12 protein-coding genes and 1 pseudogene are annotated in these 15,422 nt (G+C 62.9%); 9 read left to right on the forward strand and 4 right to left on the reverse strand.

Features of this window, described 5'->3' with window-relative positions:
* Positions 1–34: 34 nt before the first annotated feature.
* A complete protein-coding gene (locus ML401_RS11845) occupies positions 35–1,213 on the forward strand; it encodes an MFS transporter (protein WP_285812663.1) in 1,179 nt (392 codons plus the stop codon).
* A gap of 17 nt (positions 1,214–1,230) precedes the next feature.
* On the opposite strand, the gene ML401_RS11850 is transcribed toward ML401_RS11845, so the two are convergent.
* Positions 1,231–2,202, reverse strand: a complete 972-nt coding sequence (locus tag ML401_RS11850) for an ABC transporter substrate-binding protein (protein WP_285812031.1) — start codon at positions 2,200–2,202, stop codon at positions 1,231–1,233.
* A 273-nt stretch (positions 2,203–2,475) separates the two neighbouring features.
* Between ML401_RS11850 and ML401_RS11855 the strand changes: the two genes are divergently transcribed.
* The 8 genes and pseudogenes from ML401_RS11855 to ML401_RS11890 all read left to right on the forward strand — a co-directional run bounded on the left by ML401_RS11855 (position 2,476) and on the right by ML401_RS11890 (position 12,868).
* Positions 2,476–2,901, forward strand: coding sequence for a hypothetical protein (locus ML401_RS11855; RefSeq protein ID WP_211417631.1), 426 nt, complete (start codon positions 2,476–2,478; stop codon positions 2,899–2,901).
* Positions 2,902–3,232: 331 nt separating this feature from the next.
* Complete coding sequence (locus tag ML401_RS11860; protein ID WP_212067137.1) at positions 3,233–5,170, forward strand: AI-2E family transporter; 1,938 nt, start codon at positions 3,233–3,235, stop codon at positions 5,168–5,170.
* A gap of 234 nt (positions 5,171–5,404) precedes the next feature.
* Positions 5,405–5,914: a DUF2867 domain-containing protein gene (locus tag ML401_RS11865; RefSeq protein WP_211417629.1), complete on the forward strand. Its 510-nt coding sequence runs from the start codon at positions 5,405–5,407 to the stop codon at positions 5,912–5,914.
* Between the two features lie 445 nt (positions 5,915–6,359).
* Positions 6,360–7,565 (forward strand): cytochrome P450, encoded by a 1,206-nt coding sequence (locus ML401_RS11870; RefSeq protein ID WP_285812032.1) that lies wholly within the window; start codon positions 6,360–6,362, stop codon positions 7,563–7,565.
* 47 nt (positions 7,566–7,612) lie between these two features.
* Positions 7,613–9,064 (forward strand): serine hydrolase, encoded by a 1,452-nt coding sequence (locus ML401_RS11875; RefSeq protein ID WP_285812033.1) that lies wholly within the window; start codon positions 7,613–7,615, stop codon positions 9,062–9,064.
* A 106-nt stretch (positions 9,065–9,170) separates the two neighbouring features.
* Positions 9,171–9,245 (forward strand): annotated as a pseudogene (locus tag ML401_RS11880) (hypothetical protein); the annotation flags it as partial.
* 105 nt (positions 9,246–9,350) lie between these two features.
* Positions 9,351–12,383: an adenylate/guanylate cyclase domain-containing protein gene (locus ML401_RS11885; RefSeq protein ID WP_285812035.1), complete on the forward strand. Its 3,033-nt coding sequence runs from the start codon at positions 9,351–9,353 to the stop codon at positions 12,381–12,383.
* A gap of 74 nt (positions 12,384–12,457) precedes the next feature.
* Positions 12,458–12,868 (forward strand): hypothetical protein, encoded by a 411-nt coding sequence (locus ML401_RS11890; RefSeq protein ID WP_313754983.1) that lies wholly within the window; start codon positions 12,458–12,460, stop codon positions 12,866–12,868.
* Positions 12,869–12,898: 30 nt separating this feature from the next.
* On the opposite strand, the gene ML401_RS11895 is transcribed toward ML401_RS11890, so the two are convergent.
* The 3 genes from ML401_RS11895 to ML401_RS11905 form a co-directional block, all read right to left on the reverse strand.
* Positions 12,899–14,086, reverse strand: coding sequence for a sulfotransferase (locus ML401_RS11895; RefSeq protein ID WP_285812664.1), 1,188 nt, complete (start codon positions 14,084–14,086; stop codon positions 12,899–12,901).
* Between the two features lie 174 nt (positions 14,087–14,260).
* Positions 14,261–14,845, reverse strand: coding sequence for a DUF1254 domain-containing protein (locus ML401_RS11900; protein WP_285812036.1), 585 nt, complete (start codon positions 14,843–14,845; stop codon positions 14,261–14,263).
* Positions 14,842–15,420, reverse strand: a complete 579-nt coding sequence (locus tag ML401_RS11905) for a DUF1214 domain-containing protein (RefSeq protein WP_194407180.1) — start codon at positions 15,418–15,420, stop codon at positions 14,842–14,844. The genes ML401_RS11900 and ML401_RS11905 overlap by 4 nt, the downstream gene beginning before the upstream one ends.
* Between the last annotated feature and the right edge of the window lie 2 nt (positions 15,421–15,422).

Consider the following 15,422-nt stretch of genomic DNA (forward strand, 5'->3'; position numbering starts at 1 on the left):
TCGGAGCTTGAGCGGGGCGCCGCTGATTGCGGTGATGTGTCTCGGCCAGCTCGGCAATCTGCTGCCGCATGTGACGCTGTCCGCGAACCTGGCGCAGCATCTGATGCCGGCGTGGGGGCTGTCTGCTGCCGAAGGCGGGCTGATGGCGAGCGGCTACGCGTTCGGATACATGCTGGCCGTTCCGGTCCTGACGACGCTGACCGATCGCATCGATGCGCGGGTCGTGCTGCTGTGCGGCTCCATCGTCAGCGGACTCGCGACCCTGGCGTTCGGCGTCTTCGCCGACGGGTTCTGGTCGGGCACCATCATCTGGTCGCTCGCGGGGTTGGGCTTTGCCGGCGCCTACATGCCGGGGCTGAAGGCGCTGACCGACCGATTGCCTGCCGGCGACACGTCGCGGGCGGTGACGCTGTACACGTCGAGCTTCTCGGTGGGCGTCGGCCTGTCGTTCCTGGTTGCGCAAGTCCTCGCCGATCGCTGGGGCTGGCGGACCGCGTTCTACGTCACCGCCGTCGGCCCGATCGCGATGGTGACCGCGTGCCTGCTGATCGAGCAACGGCGGCCGGCGCCGAAGGCCGGACGGCTGCTGAATTTCGCACCCGTCTTCACCAATCGCGAAGCGCTCGGCTACATCCTCGGTTACGGCGCCCACTGCTTCGAGCTCTACGGCATCCGCACCTGGCTGGTCGGGTTCTGGATCTTCGTCGTTGCGCATCAAGGCGGGCCGTCCTGGATGACGCCCGTGCTGATGAGCTTCTGCTTCGCGGTGATCTCGATGCCCGCCAGCATCCTCGGCAACGAGGCCGCCCTGAAATTCGGACGTCATCGTGCGATCACGGTCGTGATGATCGCGTCGGCCTGCGTTGCGCTGGTGATCGGACTCAACGCCACGGCTCCGGCATGGGTGCTCGCGCTGCTGCTGATGCTCTACGGCCTGACGGTGCCGGCGGATTCAGGCGCGCTCACCGCGGGCATGTCGGCTGCGGCTGTCTCCGAGCATCGCGGCGCGACACTGGCCCTGCACTCGACGGTCGGCTTTGGCTTGTCGGCGCTCGGCGCCTGGGGCACCGGCGTGGCACTCGACATCGCCGGCGGACCGCAGAGCGCAAGCGGCTGGCTGCTGGTGTTCATCGTGCTCGCGGCCGGAATCGCGCTGGGTCCGCTGGCGCTATTGTGGGCCCGGAATGATCACTCGGGCAAGCCGCCGTCGTAACCGGCCAGGAGGCAGGGTTACTCGATCACCTTGTCGGCCATGATCAATACCTTTTCCGGAATTGAAAGGCCGAGCGCCTTTGCGGTTTGCAGATTGATGGCAAATACGAATTGGGTTGGCTGTTCAACGGGGAGCTCGGCAGGATTTCCACCCTTCAAGATGCGATCGACATAGTGCGCAGCCTTGACGAACAGCGGCAAAATGTCCGGCCCGTAGCTCATGAGCCCGCCCAGTTCCGTGTAGCTGTTGACCTGAAAAACCGAAGGCAAGCGGTGCTCCAACGCGATGGGCGGAAGCGAAGGTCTGATGGGATCGGCGAGCACGTACACGACGTCGCAGCCTCGGGCCTTCATGTCCTGATAGGCCTTCTTCAGGTCTTCCGGATTCGCTGCGATATAGCGTTCCGCCGAAATCCCGATCTTTGCTGCGGCGTCGCGGGCAACCTCATAGAGCGCGGGGTGGGTCGGATTGTTGGACGTCAGGACGCCGAGTTTTGCCACGTTCGGGAATACGAGCTGGACGATGTCGAGCGTTTTGGCGGTGAGGTCGCCGAACATGTTGGCGACACCGGTGATGTTGCCGCCGGGTCTGGCAAAACTCTTCACGAAGCCGGAGCCGATCGGATCCGTCGATGGCGACATGACGATGGGGATGGTCGATGTGGCCTTCTGGGCAGCGGCTATCGCCGGAGTGGCCTCGGCGATGATGACGTCCGGCTTCAATTGGAGAAGTTGCTGCATCAGATCCGGAAGCTCTGAGTAATGGCCATTCGCTTCGCGAACTTCGAAAACGAGATTTTTGCCTTCCTCGTAGCCCAGGGAGCGGAGCGTATCCTTGATGACGGGAGTCGTGGCCGCGGCTCTTCCAGACACCAGATAGGCGACGCGCCAGGTCCGGGATCGTTGCGCCACCGCATTCCGCGTTACCAAACCCAGGCAACCGATGAGCGCCACGCGACGAGAGACTGTGCGATGCATGACGTTGCTCATGAAACACGTTGCTCATGAAACTTGAAAAACCCAATGCTAGCATGCCGTTGAAATCCCGCCAGCGGCTTTTGAACCCGTAGACCCGCGCGGGATGGTCCCGCGCAGGCGTCACGACTTCTAATGGTGGCGCTCTGCCACCGTCGGCGCCACGGCTTCGCCAGAGATTCTGCGCCCCGATTGTCCACACCCACGACACGCAGTATCGAACTGCACGCTCGACGTACTAGCGATCGATAATTTGCCAACGCTCGCCGGGCTCGCTTTGGTTGCGGCATGAGCACGAAATCGCGCGAGGTCATCTGGAGCGGCCGGATCATGGGGGCGGAAATCTCCGCCAAGCACGCGCGCGAGGAGGCCAGGAAGGCGGTCCGCACGGCCGACCGCGCCGAGGCCGAAGCCTGGTCGGTCCGAATGGAAGGCTATGGTGGCCCCTCGCAGCCCTCGCCGACGATCGCGCAATGCCTCAACGGCGGCATGGGATGGCTCGAGGTCGAGTGCAACAGGTGCAAGACGCGTGCGAGCCTGCCCCTCGACGCCATCCGCCGGCCACGCGATACGCCGATCTGGAAGCTGGAAGCCTCGCTCAAATGCCGGTCGTGCCGAAAGGGACGTTCCGCGCCGCCAGTCCACATGATCAAGCTGACCGCAACGCAAAGCATCACACCCTACAAATGGGTGCATCCGACCGAGGAGCGCTAGTGCTGACCAGTTCTCGCGGAGCGAACCATTCGCGGTGCTATGCTGCGGATCGTCAGTGCGGCTATGGAAAAAGCTCCTCCGGCAGCATGCATCATGACCGCAGCCAGGAACCTTTTCTGGGCAGACCTGTTGGCGTGCCACGGCGCGGCCGCAAATACGAGGCCCGCTCATGAAGACCGTATGGATGAGTGCCTGAGCGGCTGTCCTATGCAGTGTCGTCCTGCACCCCTGCAGCTGAAATCATTGCGCGCTCAGCGGACGACGGGGACAGGGACGGCAAATGAGGCCTGTAGCAAGACAGCCCTTCAAACCACGCACCACTGAGGAACTGATGGCGCTGCTTGGTGCAGTAGCGACAGCGATTCTCACCGTCATCATCATCGCGATGCTCTATTTCGGCCGGGATATCTTCGTGCCAGTGGCGCTGGCTATTCTCCTCAGCTTCGTGTTGGCGCCACTGGTCGAAATATTACAACGCGTGCGGGTCCCGCGGGGATTGGCCGTCGTGAGCGTGGTTGGCGTTGCCTTTGCGCTTATCTTCGCAATAGGAAGCCTTCTCGCCGCGCAATTGACGCAGCTCGCCGGTGACCTTCCCCGCTACCAGTCGACGATCAGCGAAAAGATCCAATCATTCCGAGATACCAAAGCCGGTCGGGGCACGCTGGAGCGGGCCTCCGACATGCTGAAGGATCTCAGCAAGGAGCTCGATAAGCCGAAAGACGCCCCATCTGTGCCCAAGATCGGCACGATCGCTGCTGGATCGAATGCTTCCGCGCCCCCGGTGCCCGTTGAAGTACGCCAACCGGATCCCGGGGCGTTGGAAAGTCTTCGAACCTTGATTTCTCCCCTCATTCATCCGCTGGCGACCACCGGCATCATCATTATTTTCGTCATATTCATTCTCATTCAGCGCGAGGACCTTCGTAATCGCTTTATTCGACTGGCCGGTTCGTCGGATTTGCAGCGTACGACGGCTGCACTGGACGATGCCGCGAGCCGCCTGAGCAGGCTGTTTCTGACCCAGCTCATCCTAAATGGCGGATTCGGCGTGGTGATCGGCGCCGGCCTATACTTCATCGGAATACCAAGCGCCATTCTCTGGGGTATCCTCGCGGCTGCGCTTCGCTTCGTCCCCTATGTCGGGGCCGTTATCGCGGCCGCGTTCCCGTTGGCGCTGGCGGTTGCCATCGATCCCGGTTGGTCGATGCTGCTTTGGACTCTCGCCCTGTTTTTTGTTGTGGAACCGTTGGTAGGCCATGTCGTCGAGCCGATGGTTTACGGTCACAGCACGGGGCTGTCGCCCATTGCCGTGGTTGCCTCGGCGACGTTCTGGACGGCGCTTTGGGGCCCGATCGGGCTCGTCCTCGCGACTCCCTTGACCGTTTGCCTCGTGGTTCTCGGGCGGCACGTGGAGCGCTTGGAATTTCTCGACGTCATGTTCGGCGACCGGCCAGCGCTTTCTCCTCCGGAGATCTTCTATCAGCGGATGCTGGCCGGCGATCCGACCGAAGCGGCCGAAAAGGCCGAAGAGTTTCTGAAAGAGCGTTCGCTAGCGTCGTACTATGACGAGGTCGCCCTGAAGGGTTTGCAACTGGCGCAAGCCGACGCCGAACGCGATGCGCTTGACCAGGAGCGTCTTGCGAAAATCCGGGACGCCGTTAGCGAATTTACCAGCGATCTTTCCGATCAGGACGACCGGCCGCCGGCGAAGAGCAGCTCAACCAGCGATGTCGAAGCATGGTCAGCGGTGGAGGGCGTTGCAGAAAATGCTGTCAATGAACGCTTGCCTTACGTTCGCAAGGAAACTCTCCCGCTGGATTGGCAGGGCGAGCACCCTGTCTTGTGCGTGGCCGGACGCAGCCTCATTGACGAGGCGGCCGCAATCATGCTGGCTCAGCTGTCGACGGAGCATGGTCTCGCGGCACGAGTCGAAGGGCCGGAATCGCTTTCCACGACGAATGTCTTCCGCCTTGATACCACGGGAGTCGCAATCGTCTGCCTGGTCTATCTCGATGCCCGCGGTGCGGCACACATGCGGTATTCAGTCCGGCGCCTGAGGCGAAAATTGCCGAAGGCGACCATCATTCTGGGCTGCTGGGTCAAAGACATTGATGCGGCTGCGCTGGAATCGCTGCGGGAGGGCGCCAAAGCCGACCTTGTTGCGACGAGCATCGGCGAGGCCGTCAGGCTGTGCATCGAGGCAACGGGCTGGACTGAGCCGGCGGGTGAGGCCCTCGGGCAGAAGAGCCCACCGACGGCTGCGGCGTAAGAGTTCGACCCTGCCGGTGTTTTGTCCGAGGAGTTAGAGCGGAACAGTAGGACGGGCGGATGACTGGTCATCGACCCAGGCAGACGTCATCGACGGCTTGTGACCCAACTGAGACGTGCGTGCCGCAGAATTGTTGCGATGCAGAGCGCCTGGATATAGAAATGGACGACGGCGAAATCGTCCGCACCACTAACTACGCTACGTCCAGCGCCCCAGCTTCCGGGACCTCATCTCATGACCAAAGCGCGCGCCGTGCCCATGCCCAGCAACAGCGTGCTCACGCCGCTTTATGAGGGCGCGGACCTTCTGGACGCCTTTGCAATTCAACTGCCGGCGGGCGCTAGCGACGATGTCGAGGTGCTGGCACGCGCCGCGCTTGAGCGACAGGCGTGGTGGATTCGTGCACTCACGCGCCTCCGCGATGTGGTGATGTCGATGGTCGGCGTCAAATCGTCGCGCGCCGTCGGTCTCGCCGGCGCGGCGCGTGGGCCGGTGATCGGCTTCTTCCCGGTGCTGTCAAAGAGCGCGACGGAATTGATCCTCGGCGCGGACGACCGGCATCTCGACTTCCGCCTCACGATCCAGCTTCGCGCCGACGCAGCCAATCGGCGCGAACTGGTCGCGGGCACAGTGGTGCATTGCCATAACCGGCTCGGGCGCATCTATCTGGCGACGATAGCACCGTTTCATCGCGTGATCGTGCCGGCCAGTCTGGAGCAGGCGGCAAGAGCAGTGAAGATTTAGGCCGGCCACGCTGTAGGGGCAATCGCATCTGGGCAAGACGTGACGAGGCGCGCGTGCTCACGATGACAAGGCAACGCATAGGTGCCTGAGACGATGGGGTTTTCATCGCGTTGGATTTCAGTGCAATGCGCTGAAATCAAATCAAAACAGCCAGCCGAGCCCCCCGAACGACGGGGATCCGGAAAATACATTGTTCTCACCAATTTTTGGTTGCAATCTACCTTCGGATCAAGCCTCGCAGGCTCGCGCCCTGCCAGTCTGATCATTGATTGCGATGGTGCTTGCCCCTCCGCTCTGATGTGGGGCCGGGCCAATTTCGAGCGCTAGCATTGGTGCAGTTCAGTCCGCCAGTTTAGTTTTGGCCATGTGTCATGCCTCCGCTATACCCGCCGAGTTAAGTGCGCTCTTGGTGTCCCCCAGGGCCTACGCCACCCAGAATGCATTGATGGCTGGCTTTCGCTGGTTGCGATCGAATAAGCCGCTTGGCTGGCTCGAGATGGACGGCTTCGACCCGTTTTGGGCGGTCACTCGATATGCCGATATCGTCGAGGTCAGCCGCCGCCACGATCTCTTCCGCAATGGCGATCGGGCCAGCACACTCGTGCCCAAGGCCGCCGACCGGCTGGCGCGTAGCCTGACCGGCGGCAGTCCGCATCTCATGCGGACACTTTTGCAAATGGACGCCCCGGACCATTCACAATATCGCCAAGTCACGCAACGATGGTTCGCGCGGCAAAGCGTTGCGATGCTTGAAGACCGCGTTCGAGCGATCGCGCGTGACCTCGTCGACGAAACGATCAAGCGGGGCGAGACCTGCGAATTCGTGCACGACGTGGCCCAGCTCTACCCGTTGCGCGTCACGATGACGATGCTCGGGCTACCGGCGGAGGACGAGGCGCATCTGCTCGCTCTCATCCAGGGACTGTTCCGTAGTCAGGACGACCCACCGGCGCGCGCGCGCTGGGCCAGCCGTGATCCGGCACGGCACGCCAGGCGTTTGAGAGACGCCGTTGCCGACTTTGACAGCTATTTTGCGCCGCTGATCGAACAGGCTCGTCGATCCCCGCGCGATGGCCTCATCAGCGTGATCGCAAATGCCACGGTGGACGGCGAGCCGATCGATCGGTTCGAAGCCGTCAGCTATCTGATGGTGCTCCTGACGGCCGGTCATCACCCCGTTGGCTCCGCCATATCGGGCGCAATCTGGGCAATGTGCGAAAATCCCGGCGAATTCCGCAAGGTCAAATCCGACCTCCGTCTCGTGCCTGATCTGGTCGAGGAAGCGGTGCGCTGGACCGCGCCAGTGCAGCACGTGATGCGGACCGCGAGGGAGAATGTCGTGTTGGACGGGCGCCAGATCGCCGCCGGCGACTGGTTGATGTTGTGCTATCTCTCGGGAAACCGGGACGAGCAGGCCTTCGACTCGCCGGACCATTTCCGTATCGGCCATGATCGTGGCCGCAACGTTGCCTTTGGTCATGGTGCGCATATTTGCCTTGGTCAACATCTGGCAAGGCTGGAAATGCAGGTCTTTTTCGAGGAATTGCTGCGCCGGCTGACGTTCATCGAGCTTTCGGGTACGCCGCGCCGGCTGGCGTCGATTTTTATCGGCGGCCCTCGGACTCTGCCTGTCAGGTTTTCCGTTCTGTGATCTTGGAAGAGTGTTCTTTTACGTGGGCGGCATTTGAGGACAAACCAATGAATACTCCGGATTTCGCACGCATCGTCGAGGACGCAATCGAGGCTGCCGACCCGCCCGTCGCAAATACAGGGGTTGGCGTCGCGATCCTGCAGAATGGCCGGATGGTCTATGCCGGTGGCTTCGGCTTCCGCAACCGCGCGACCGGGACGCTTGTCAATGAGCACACGCTCTTTCCAATCGGCTCGGCCACCAAGGCGTTCACCAGCACGTTGCTCTCGATCTTCGCGGAGGACAAGGTGTTATCGCTTGACCGGCCGATCTGCCAGTTTGTTCCATCCTTCAAGATGTCGGACCCGCTCGCCTCGGGCGAGGCAACGTTGATCGACCTCCTCTGTCATCGCACCGGGCTCGCCCCGCATGATTGCCTCTGGTACCTCGGTCCTTTCGCGCGCGCGGAGTTGTTCTACCGCCTGCGCGATCTGCCGTTTGCGGTGCCGTTCCGGGCGAAGTTCATCTACAACAACTTGTTGTACATGGTTGCCGGCCATCTCCTCGAGATACTGACCGGCGAGAGCTACGAGGATATCATACGGAGCCGCATCCTCGGTCCTCTCGGAATGACTGAGACGACGCTGTCGTTTGCGGACTATCTGCAAAGTTCGAATCGCGTGCTCGGCTATATCGGCGAGGCACCCCTAGCCCTGAAGGACTTCACCAACATTGGTCCCGCGGGCGAGATCAACTCATCGGCACTCGACATGGCGAAGTGGGTCGAGCTGTTGCTCAGAAGGGGGATGACGGGGAACGGCAAGGTCGTGATCGGCGAGGGAGCGCTGGGACTCACCTATCACCCGTTCAGCGATCCCGGCGACGGTACCATGTATGGACTGGGGTGGAACGTCGGGAAGCTGACCATCAAGACACCCAACGGTCCTCGGCAGAAGAGATTGGTTTTCCATACCGGCGATCCCCAGGGCGGTTCGGCATACGTGTCGTTCATGCCGGACGACGGGATGGGGGTGGTCGTCCTCACCAACCAGCACTGCACCAACCAAATGCTGCGCAACAAATGGCCCGACAAGATCGCGACCGCCGTTTACGATTATTTGCTAACCAACTCGCTTTCCAATACCGTCGAGCTTCCCAGCTGTGCTCCGATGGGAGCCCTGAGCTTGTCCGCCGAGCCGCCATCGCCGGTGGCCAAGGGCGTGGCCATGGCCCTGGCGCCGCCCGCAATCGCGAAATTCACGGGAATGTTCAGCAATCCCGGATATGGCGATCTCGTGGTGAGCCTGAATGGCACCATTCTGTCGATCAGCTATTACGGGTCGAGCTGGCAGCTGGATCAGTTTGGCGACACGACCTTCCTGTTCACAGTGGGGGCGTTCGGGACCTTTTTCCCCGTGCTGGTCGAATATTATAGGGATAACGACGGTGCCATTGCGGGACTTTCCGCCCAGCTTGTCCAGCGACCGCTCCTGATGATGATCCCGTTCGCAAAGCGTTAGGACCTCGGAAGGTTGGGGGTCGAATGCGCGGCGGGACCATGACTATGGCAACAACGCATTTCCCGCGTTATCCTGATCCGTGGCGATCGGATGCAAGGTCCTGCGTATGCTTTGCCGATACTGCAATAGCGACAACAGCGCGACGAATGCATTCTGCGAGACCTGCGGAAAGCCGATGCGCACGGTCTGCATCGCGTGCGGCCACATCAACGGCCCGATCAGCCGCTTCTGCGGCAAATGCAGCGCGCCGCTCACCATTTCCTCGAGCCGGTCGGCGGAAGAATGGTTGCGCGCGCTGAGCGCGACCGGCGGCGAACGCAAGCAGCTCAGCATCCTCTTCGCCGATATCAGCAACTCGACGTGGCTGATCCAAAACGCCGACCCCGAGGACGCAATGCGCCGGATCCAGCCGGCGATCAACGCCATGCGGCGGGGCGTTGAGCGCTACGACGGCATCGTCAACAAGGTGCAGGGCGACGGCGTGATGGCGTTGTTCGGCGCACCGGTGCCCCGTGAGGACCACGCGGTGCGCGCTTGCGGCGCGGCCCTGGCGCTTCAGGCCGCCCTGGCGGAACTCGGTGATCGCGATCTGAGGATCCGGGTCGGCGTCCACAGCGGCGAGGTGATTTTGCAGGCGGTCGTCAACAGCCTCTATCACACATACGATGTGTCCGGGTCCACCGCGCATGTGGCGGCGCGCATGGAGCAGATGGCCGAGCCGGGCGAAATCCTGATCACCGGCGCCACGGCCGCCGCGGCCCGCAACTACGTCGAAGCGACGCCGCTTGGACTGCGTGTGGTTCGCGGAGTGACCGAACCAATGGAGGTTTTCAGGCTGGAGCGCCTGCTTCATGCGCCGGCTAGCGTCATATTTCGCAGTCAGCCTGCGCTAACCCCGCTGATCGGTCGCTCCGCTCAGATCGACCTGCTTGAGGCAGAACTCGCCAGCGCAGCCGCCGGCGAGCCGCGGGCTGTCGGCGTCGTCGGAGAAGCCGGCTCGGGGAAGAGCCGGCTTTGCTTCGAATTCGCCGAGCGCTGTCGCGATCGAGGCTATCGGGTTTTCGAAGCTCGTGTGACAGCGCACGGCCACGCGACGCCCTATCAGCCCATCGTCGAACTGGCTCGCGACTTTCTTGGCATCAAGCCCGGCATGCTGGCCTCCGAGGCGCAGGAGCGGGTGGAAAGCGTCATGTCGGCATACGGGGTGGACGACGAGACGCTGGCACTGTTGCTCGGCTTTCTTGGCCTCGTCGACCCGGATCAGCCGACGGCCCAGACCGATCCCGCGATGCGCAAGAAGCGGCTCGTCGAACTGGTGCGTCTGTTCGTGCGATCGGGACCGCAGCTGCAGCCCGCGCTCATTCTCCTCGAGGACTTGCACTGGATCGACGCCGCGAGCGAGGAATTCATCGACGTGATCGCCGATGCCATCACCGGCACCAAGACCATGCTGCTGCTGAACTTCCGGCATGGCTACAGCGCGCCTTGGATGCAGCGAAGCCATTACCGGCAAATCAACCTCTCCTCGCTGGCCGATACCGAGTCCGAAGGACTATTGCGCCTGCTTCTCGGCTCCGATTCCTCGCTGGCGCTGGTTTCGCGCAATATCGCCCATCGCGCACAGGGCAACCCGTTCTTTCTCGAGGAGCTGGTGCGTTGCCTTGTCGACCGCGGCGATTTAGAGGGGGAACGCGGCAATTACCGGCTTGCGGGCGGCATCGAGGCGATTCCCTTGCCGCCCACGATCCGAGCCCTGCTCGCTGCCCGGATCGATCACCTCGACGAACCAGCGCGCCGCGTGTTGCAGTATGCCGCGGTGATCGGCCGCGAAGCGCCGCGCGATATTCTCGAAGCGCTGACGGGGCTGTCGTCTCCGGAGCTCGACGATGCGCTCGACCGGCTGCGCCGCTCGGAGCTGCTGCGCGAACTGGCGCTTGATCCCGGCGTCCATGCCTTCTCGCATCCACTCGTTCAGGAGACCTGCTATGGCGTTCTCCTGCGCGAGCGCCGTCGCGGCATCCATGGCGACGTCGCGCGCATCATGAAGCAGCACTTCACGGACCGGAAGGAGGAGCGGGCCAGCCTGCTGGCCTATCATCTCGAAGAAGCCGGCCAGCCGATGGAAGCGGCGCAGGCCCATATCCGGGCCGCACTATGGATCGGTACGCACGATTCAAGCCAGGCCTTGCGAAGCTGGCGGAAGGTCCATCAGTTGCTGGAAGGCCAGCCGTTATCCGAGTCTATCGGTTATCTGCGGCTGACCTGTTGCATCCAGGTCCTGACCTTCGGGTGGCGCGAAGGTATTTCGGCCGAGGAGGCGCGGCGTTGGTTCGAGGAAGCACGGCAACTGGCGCTCGTCTCGGGCAATGCGCGGGCCCATGCCTGGATTCATGCCGCATATGGCCGGAACCTCGCGGTGAGCGGATCAGCGGACGACTACGTCGCGCGGACGCGCGAGGCGCTCGCGTTGACGAGTGGGCAGGACCGTAGCGGCGAGGCGATGCTGACCGCCGTGCTGTCACAAGCAACGCGGTTGTCGGGACGGCTCGACGAGGCGCTGCAGGCCATCATCGACGCGACCGACCGCGTTGACGCCATCAGCGAATTCGACCGTCAGCTCTTCAACTTCGACGTCGCGCGCTGGCTGACCGCAATGCGCGGGCAGGTCCTGGTCCAGCTCGGCCGCTTCGACGAGGCGAGGCCCTGGCTCGACCGTATGCTGCAGACCGAAGCCGATTCCAACGACATCACGCTCCATCTCGTCAACGTTGCCTTTGTCGACATGGCGTGGGCGCTTGAGGATAAGGCGCTCGCCGATCTTCACGCCGCGCGTGCCATGGCGATGGCCACCGAAACCGGCAGCCCCTATATCCTCGTCAATGCGCTCGCCTGTCTTGGCCTGGCGCATCTGGTTGGCGGCCGGTTTGCCCAAGCGGTGGAAAGCCTCGACAAGGCGCTGTCGGTTGCGCGAGTGCGCAAGGCCGGGCTTGAATCGGAGGCGCGGATTCTGGCCGATCTTGCCAATGCACACCGGCTGAACAATGAGCTGGAGGCGGCTCTACTCGTGGCAGCAGAGGCGATCGAGGTGGCGACGGCACGGACGGCGCGCGTTGCCGAATGTCTCGCCCGTCTCGTCCGGACGGATGTACAGCGACAGGCGGGCCGGGTCGAGCTTGCGCTCTCGGATTTGGCGCGCGCCCGAAGCCTGATGCAGGAAACCTGCGCGAAGCTATACGCGCCTTTGATGGATGAGGTCGCCGCAAGGTTCGATGAAGGTCCGACGTCTGCACGCGATGCGGTAAACGGTCAGGGCAGATAATCGCCGTTGCGCCGGCTATGGAGCGGTGTCAATCTTAAGCTGCATTGAGTTTTCTTCAGCCATTTGATCGGAGATTGCGGATGCCTCATCTTCAAACAGCGCTCGGTAAGCTCAACATCGCGTTCTCGAAGGAAAGGATTGCCAAGTTGGTGCCGCACAGGGACGCCTTCAAGGAAGGCCAGCCTCTTGGGCAGAGCGGCGTCGTCATCGACGACAAGATGGCGATCAAGGGCGAATGGAGGAAGTTCCTGGGGCAGATACCGATCGCGCAGCAGGAAGCGATCCGCGCCGTCATTTTCGCCGCACTCGGGACTGACCCGGCGACGCCCATCACATTTGCCTGGGCACCTGGGTACGATTTCGAGGTCTTGATTTGGCAGGCACCGGACACACGGACTTCGCGCGGCGGTATCACCATCCTGATCAAGAGTCGCTATCCCTCCGACAGCCATCCGTTGGCGAACGAGCCGCCGTACGGCAGCTGAATCTGCGGGCTCAAGGCGGGTTCGGGTTCGTCACGACGGTGTGCCGCCGACGGACCCGCTGCCGTGCGTCCCCAGCCAGCGGAGATAATTCCCGCAACGATCGATCACCTCGCTTGGGGAAAGGCCGAACTGGTCGAGCGCATAAGTGTGCCGCGCTTTTGCGGCCTGCTCGCTCTCGAGATGGCGCGCCATCGTCCCTTCAAAACTCGCGCCGCCGTAGGGATAGCCGAAGCGCCGGTAAATGCTGCGTACCGTCGCCACGGGATCCGCGACGAGATCCTCAAATCGGATGTCGGTGATCTGGCCCGCCTTGTCCGCCGGCGCCGCCATGGACCGGTCCATGTTATCCACGAACATGTCCAGAAGAGTGGAGCCGATTTCGGCATAGTCCACTCTTTGCGCGAACAGCCGCCGGTAACCGGCCACGAGGCTGCACAGGGATGGCACCGCGTCGGAGGGATGGCGGTGCAGCCGCACCACGTTGGCGTCGGGAAAGACGTCGAACAACACTGGCAAGAAATGCAGGTGGGTCGTAGGGGATTTGCTCACCCAGACATCGCCGCGGACATATAACTGCAAATGCTGTACCTGCAGCCGATAATGCGAGTAGAGCTGGTGGAGGTCTGCCTTGCTGAGCTGCTTTAACCATTCCCAATATTCAGGCGCCTGATAGAACATTGGCGTCAGCGTGTTATGCCGCATCATCCAGTGACACTCGTCCGGCGCAAGGGCTGCCATCGGATGTATCTTCAGGATCGACGGATCGGCGGCAGTAAACGCCTTCAGCCGTCGCCGCGCGAACGCGATGCGCGGATCGGACGCGGCCGTCTCGGGACGCGGAGGCGGCGACGGGCTCCATAATTCCCACAGCCGAGGCGCGCGCATGTGAGGATCGAGCGCGATCAGATTATGGAGGAGAGTGCTTCCGGTGCGGCCGTATCCGGTGATCAAGAGCGGGCGCCTGACCGGAATGTCTGCGATCTCGGGATGATCAGCGATATCCCGGGATACGCTGAGGTCGGCCAGGATGCGGACGAATAATTCGCGCTGGAGGAGACGCAACTCCCCTTCGGTGTACCGACCGGGTCTCGCCAGCGCCGAGGCGAGGCAGCGCAATCCATCGAGATGGACATCGTCTGGTGGTTTGCTCCAACCGCCGAGCTTTCGCGCGGCGGCGCGCCAGAGGTCGTCGATATCGATGGTGCGAGCCGGCGACATTGGCTGCAAGGCTATGCGCGCCGACAATGGCTTTCAAGATCCGAACAGGCCGACATCAGGTCAGCGGCCGCTTGAGTGGTCCGCGGTTTAAACCCAACGATTTCAATGCCCCTGCTACTGTGCATGGGGTTGTTTTTCAGATCTTGCTCTTGAGGGCCGCCGAACCAGCCGCGCTCAGCGCCGGCCGCGCGGCGCTTCGGCCTTGGCGGGCGGCTCGGTCTGTGGCGCGCAGGTCGCGGCTTGCAACGTGGCCTGCGCCTGCTGCATCAGGCCGGGCTCGGGGGCGAGCGCCTTCATCACGATCAGGCCGGTGGTGCTGGGGGAATCGATGATGAGGCGGTCGGCCGCGGTGACCTCTTCGTCCTCGGGCAGATCGTTGTGCTGCGCTTCCGTCATCAAATCGAGCTCGATCACCTTGCGGCCCGCCGAGCGGTCGTTGATGGCGTAATAGGCGATCTCGTTGCGGGTGTAGAACGACACCGAGGTGTAGGCCTGGCTGACGGGCACCGTGAGCTTGATCGGTCCACCCGAAAGGTCGTAGCGGCAGATCGCCAGCGCAAAGGCCGGGTCCATGAACGGCATCGGCGAAGTCTGGGGATCGGCGAGGGGAAGCTGGCTGACGGCGTTCAGCTTCGTCATCGGCGTCAGCCTGGAATAGGCGTCCTGCGTCGCGATCCGCGGCAGCGCCAGCACGCTGACGAGATGGACGACGAGGCCCAGCACGATGCCGGCAACGATGGTGAACAGCAGGCGGATCATGAGCAGCCCACCGTCGAGATGGAGGGCATAGGCGCATCGCGTTGGGTACGCGTCGCAACGCCGACCGGGGTGTCGTAGAGGCGCAGCATCAGGGCGTAGCGCTCGATGCCGCCGGTCGGCAGCCAGTTGCCGGCGCGCGAGCGCGAGGCGATGCGGATCTCGAACGAGCCGTCGGACTGCCGCACGATCTCCTGGCTGGTGAAGCCGTAACGCTGGAGCGAATTCGCGACGAGATGGCCCTTGCGGTCGTAGAGCGTCAGCGTCCAGAACCGCGCGGGCGGCGTCACGCCGGAGACGATCACGTCGCAGCGGCCGTCGAGCGCCTTCTTCTTGTCGTCGGTGGTGGCGGTGAAGGCGACGCCGTCGCCGGTGCCGATCGGCAGCTCGCCGTTGCGCACGATGGTGGCGCGCGAATAGGGATCGACGTCGGCGGTGCCGGTGCGCGGGCGCGCGGTCCAGGCGCCGATGGTCAGCGCACCGATCTCGGTGCCGCGCGTCGTCGTCATCCAGGTCGCGCCGACGCCGACCACCGTCGCGAGCAGAAGGGCCGTCAATGTGATCAGGATCAGCCGCACGG

Source organism: Bradyrhizobium sp. 62B, assembly GCF_030272265.2.
GTDB lineage: Bacteria > Pseudomonadota > Alphaproteobacteria > Rhizobiales > Xanthobacteraceae > Bradyrhizobium.

Bases quoted from the DNA above. Each gene is read 5' to 3' on its own strand.
- ML401_RS11850 (WP_285812031.1), bottom strand. From the start codon at position 2,202: ATGAGCAACGTCATGCATCGCACAGTCTCTCGTCGCGTGGCGCTCATC.
- ML401_RS11870 (WP_285812032.1), top strand. From the start codon at position 6,360: ATGGCTGGCTTTCGCTGGTTGCGATCGAATAAGCCGCTTGGCTGGCTC.
- ML401_RS11900 (WP_285812036.1), bottom strand. From the start codon at position 14,845: ATGATCCGCCTGCTGTTCACCATCGTTGCCGGCATCGTGCTGGGCCTC.
- ML401_RS11865 (WP_211417629.1), top strand. From the start codon at position 5,405: ATGACCAAAGCGCGCGCCGTGCCCATGCCCAGCAACAGCGTGCTCACG.
- ML401_RS11875 (WP_285812033.1), top strand. From the start codon at position 7,613: ATGAATACTCCGGATTTCGCACGCATCGTCGAGGACGCAATCGAGGCT.
- ML401_RS11855 (WP_211417631.1), top strand. From the start codon at position 2,476: ATGAGCACGAAATCGCGCGAGGTCATCTGGAGCGGCCGGATCATGGGG.
- ML401_RS11895 (WP_285812664.1), bottom strand. From the start codon at position 14,086: ATGTCGCCGGCTCGCACCATCGATATCGACGACCTCTGGCGCGCCGCC.
- ML401_RS11845 (WP_285812663.1), top strand. From the start codon at position 35: ATGTGTCTCGGCCAGCTCGGCAATCTGCTGCCGCATGTGACGCTGTCC.
- ML401_RS11860 (WP_212067137.1), top strand. From the start codon at position 3,233: ATGGCGCTGCTTGGTGCAGTAGCGACAGCGATTCTCACCGTCATCATC.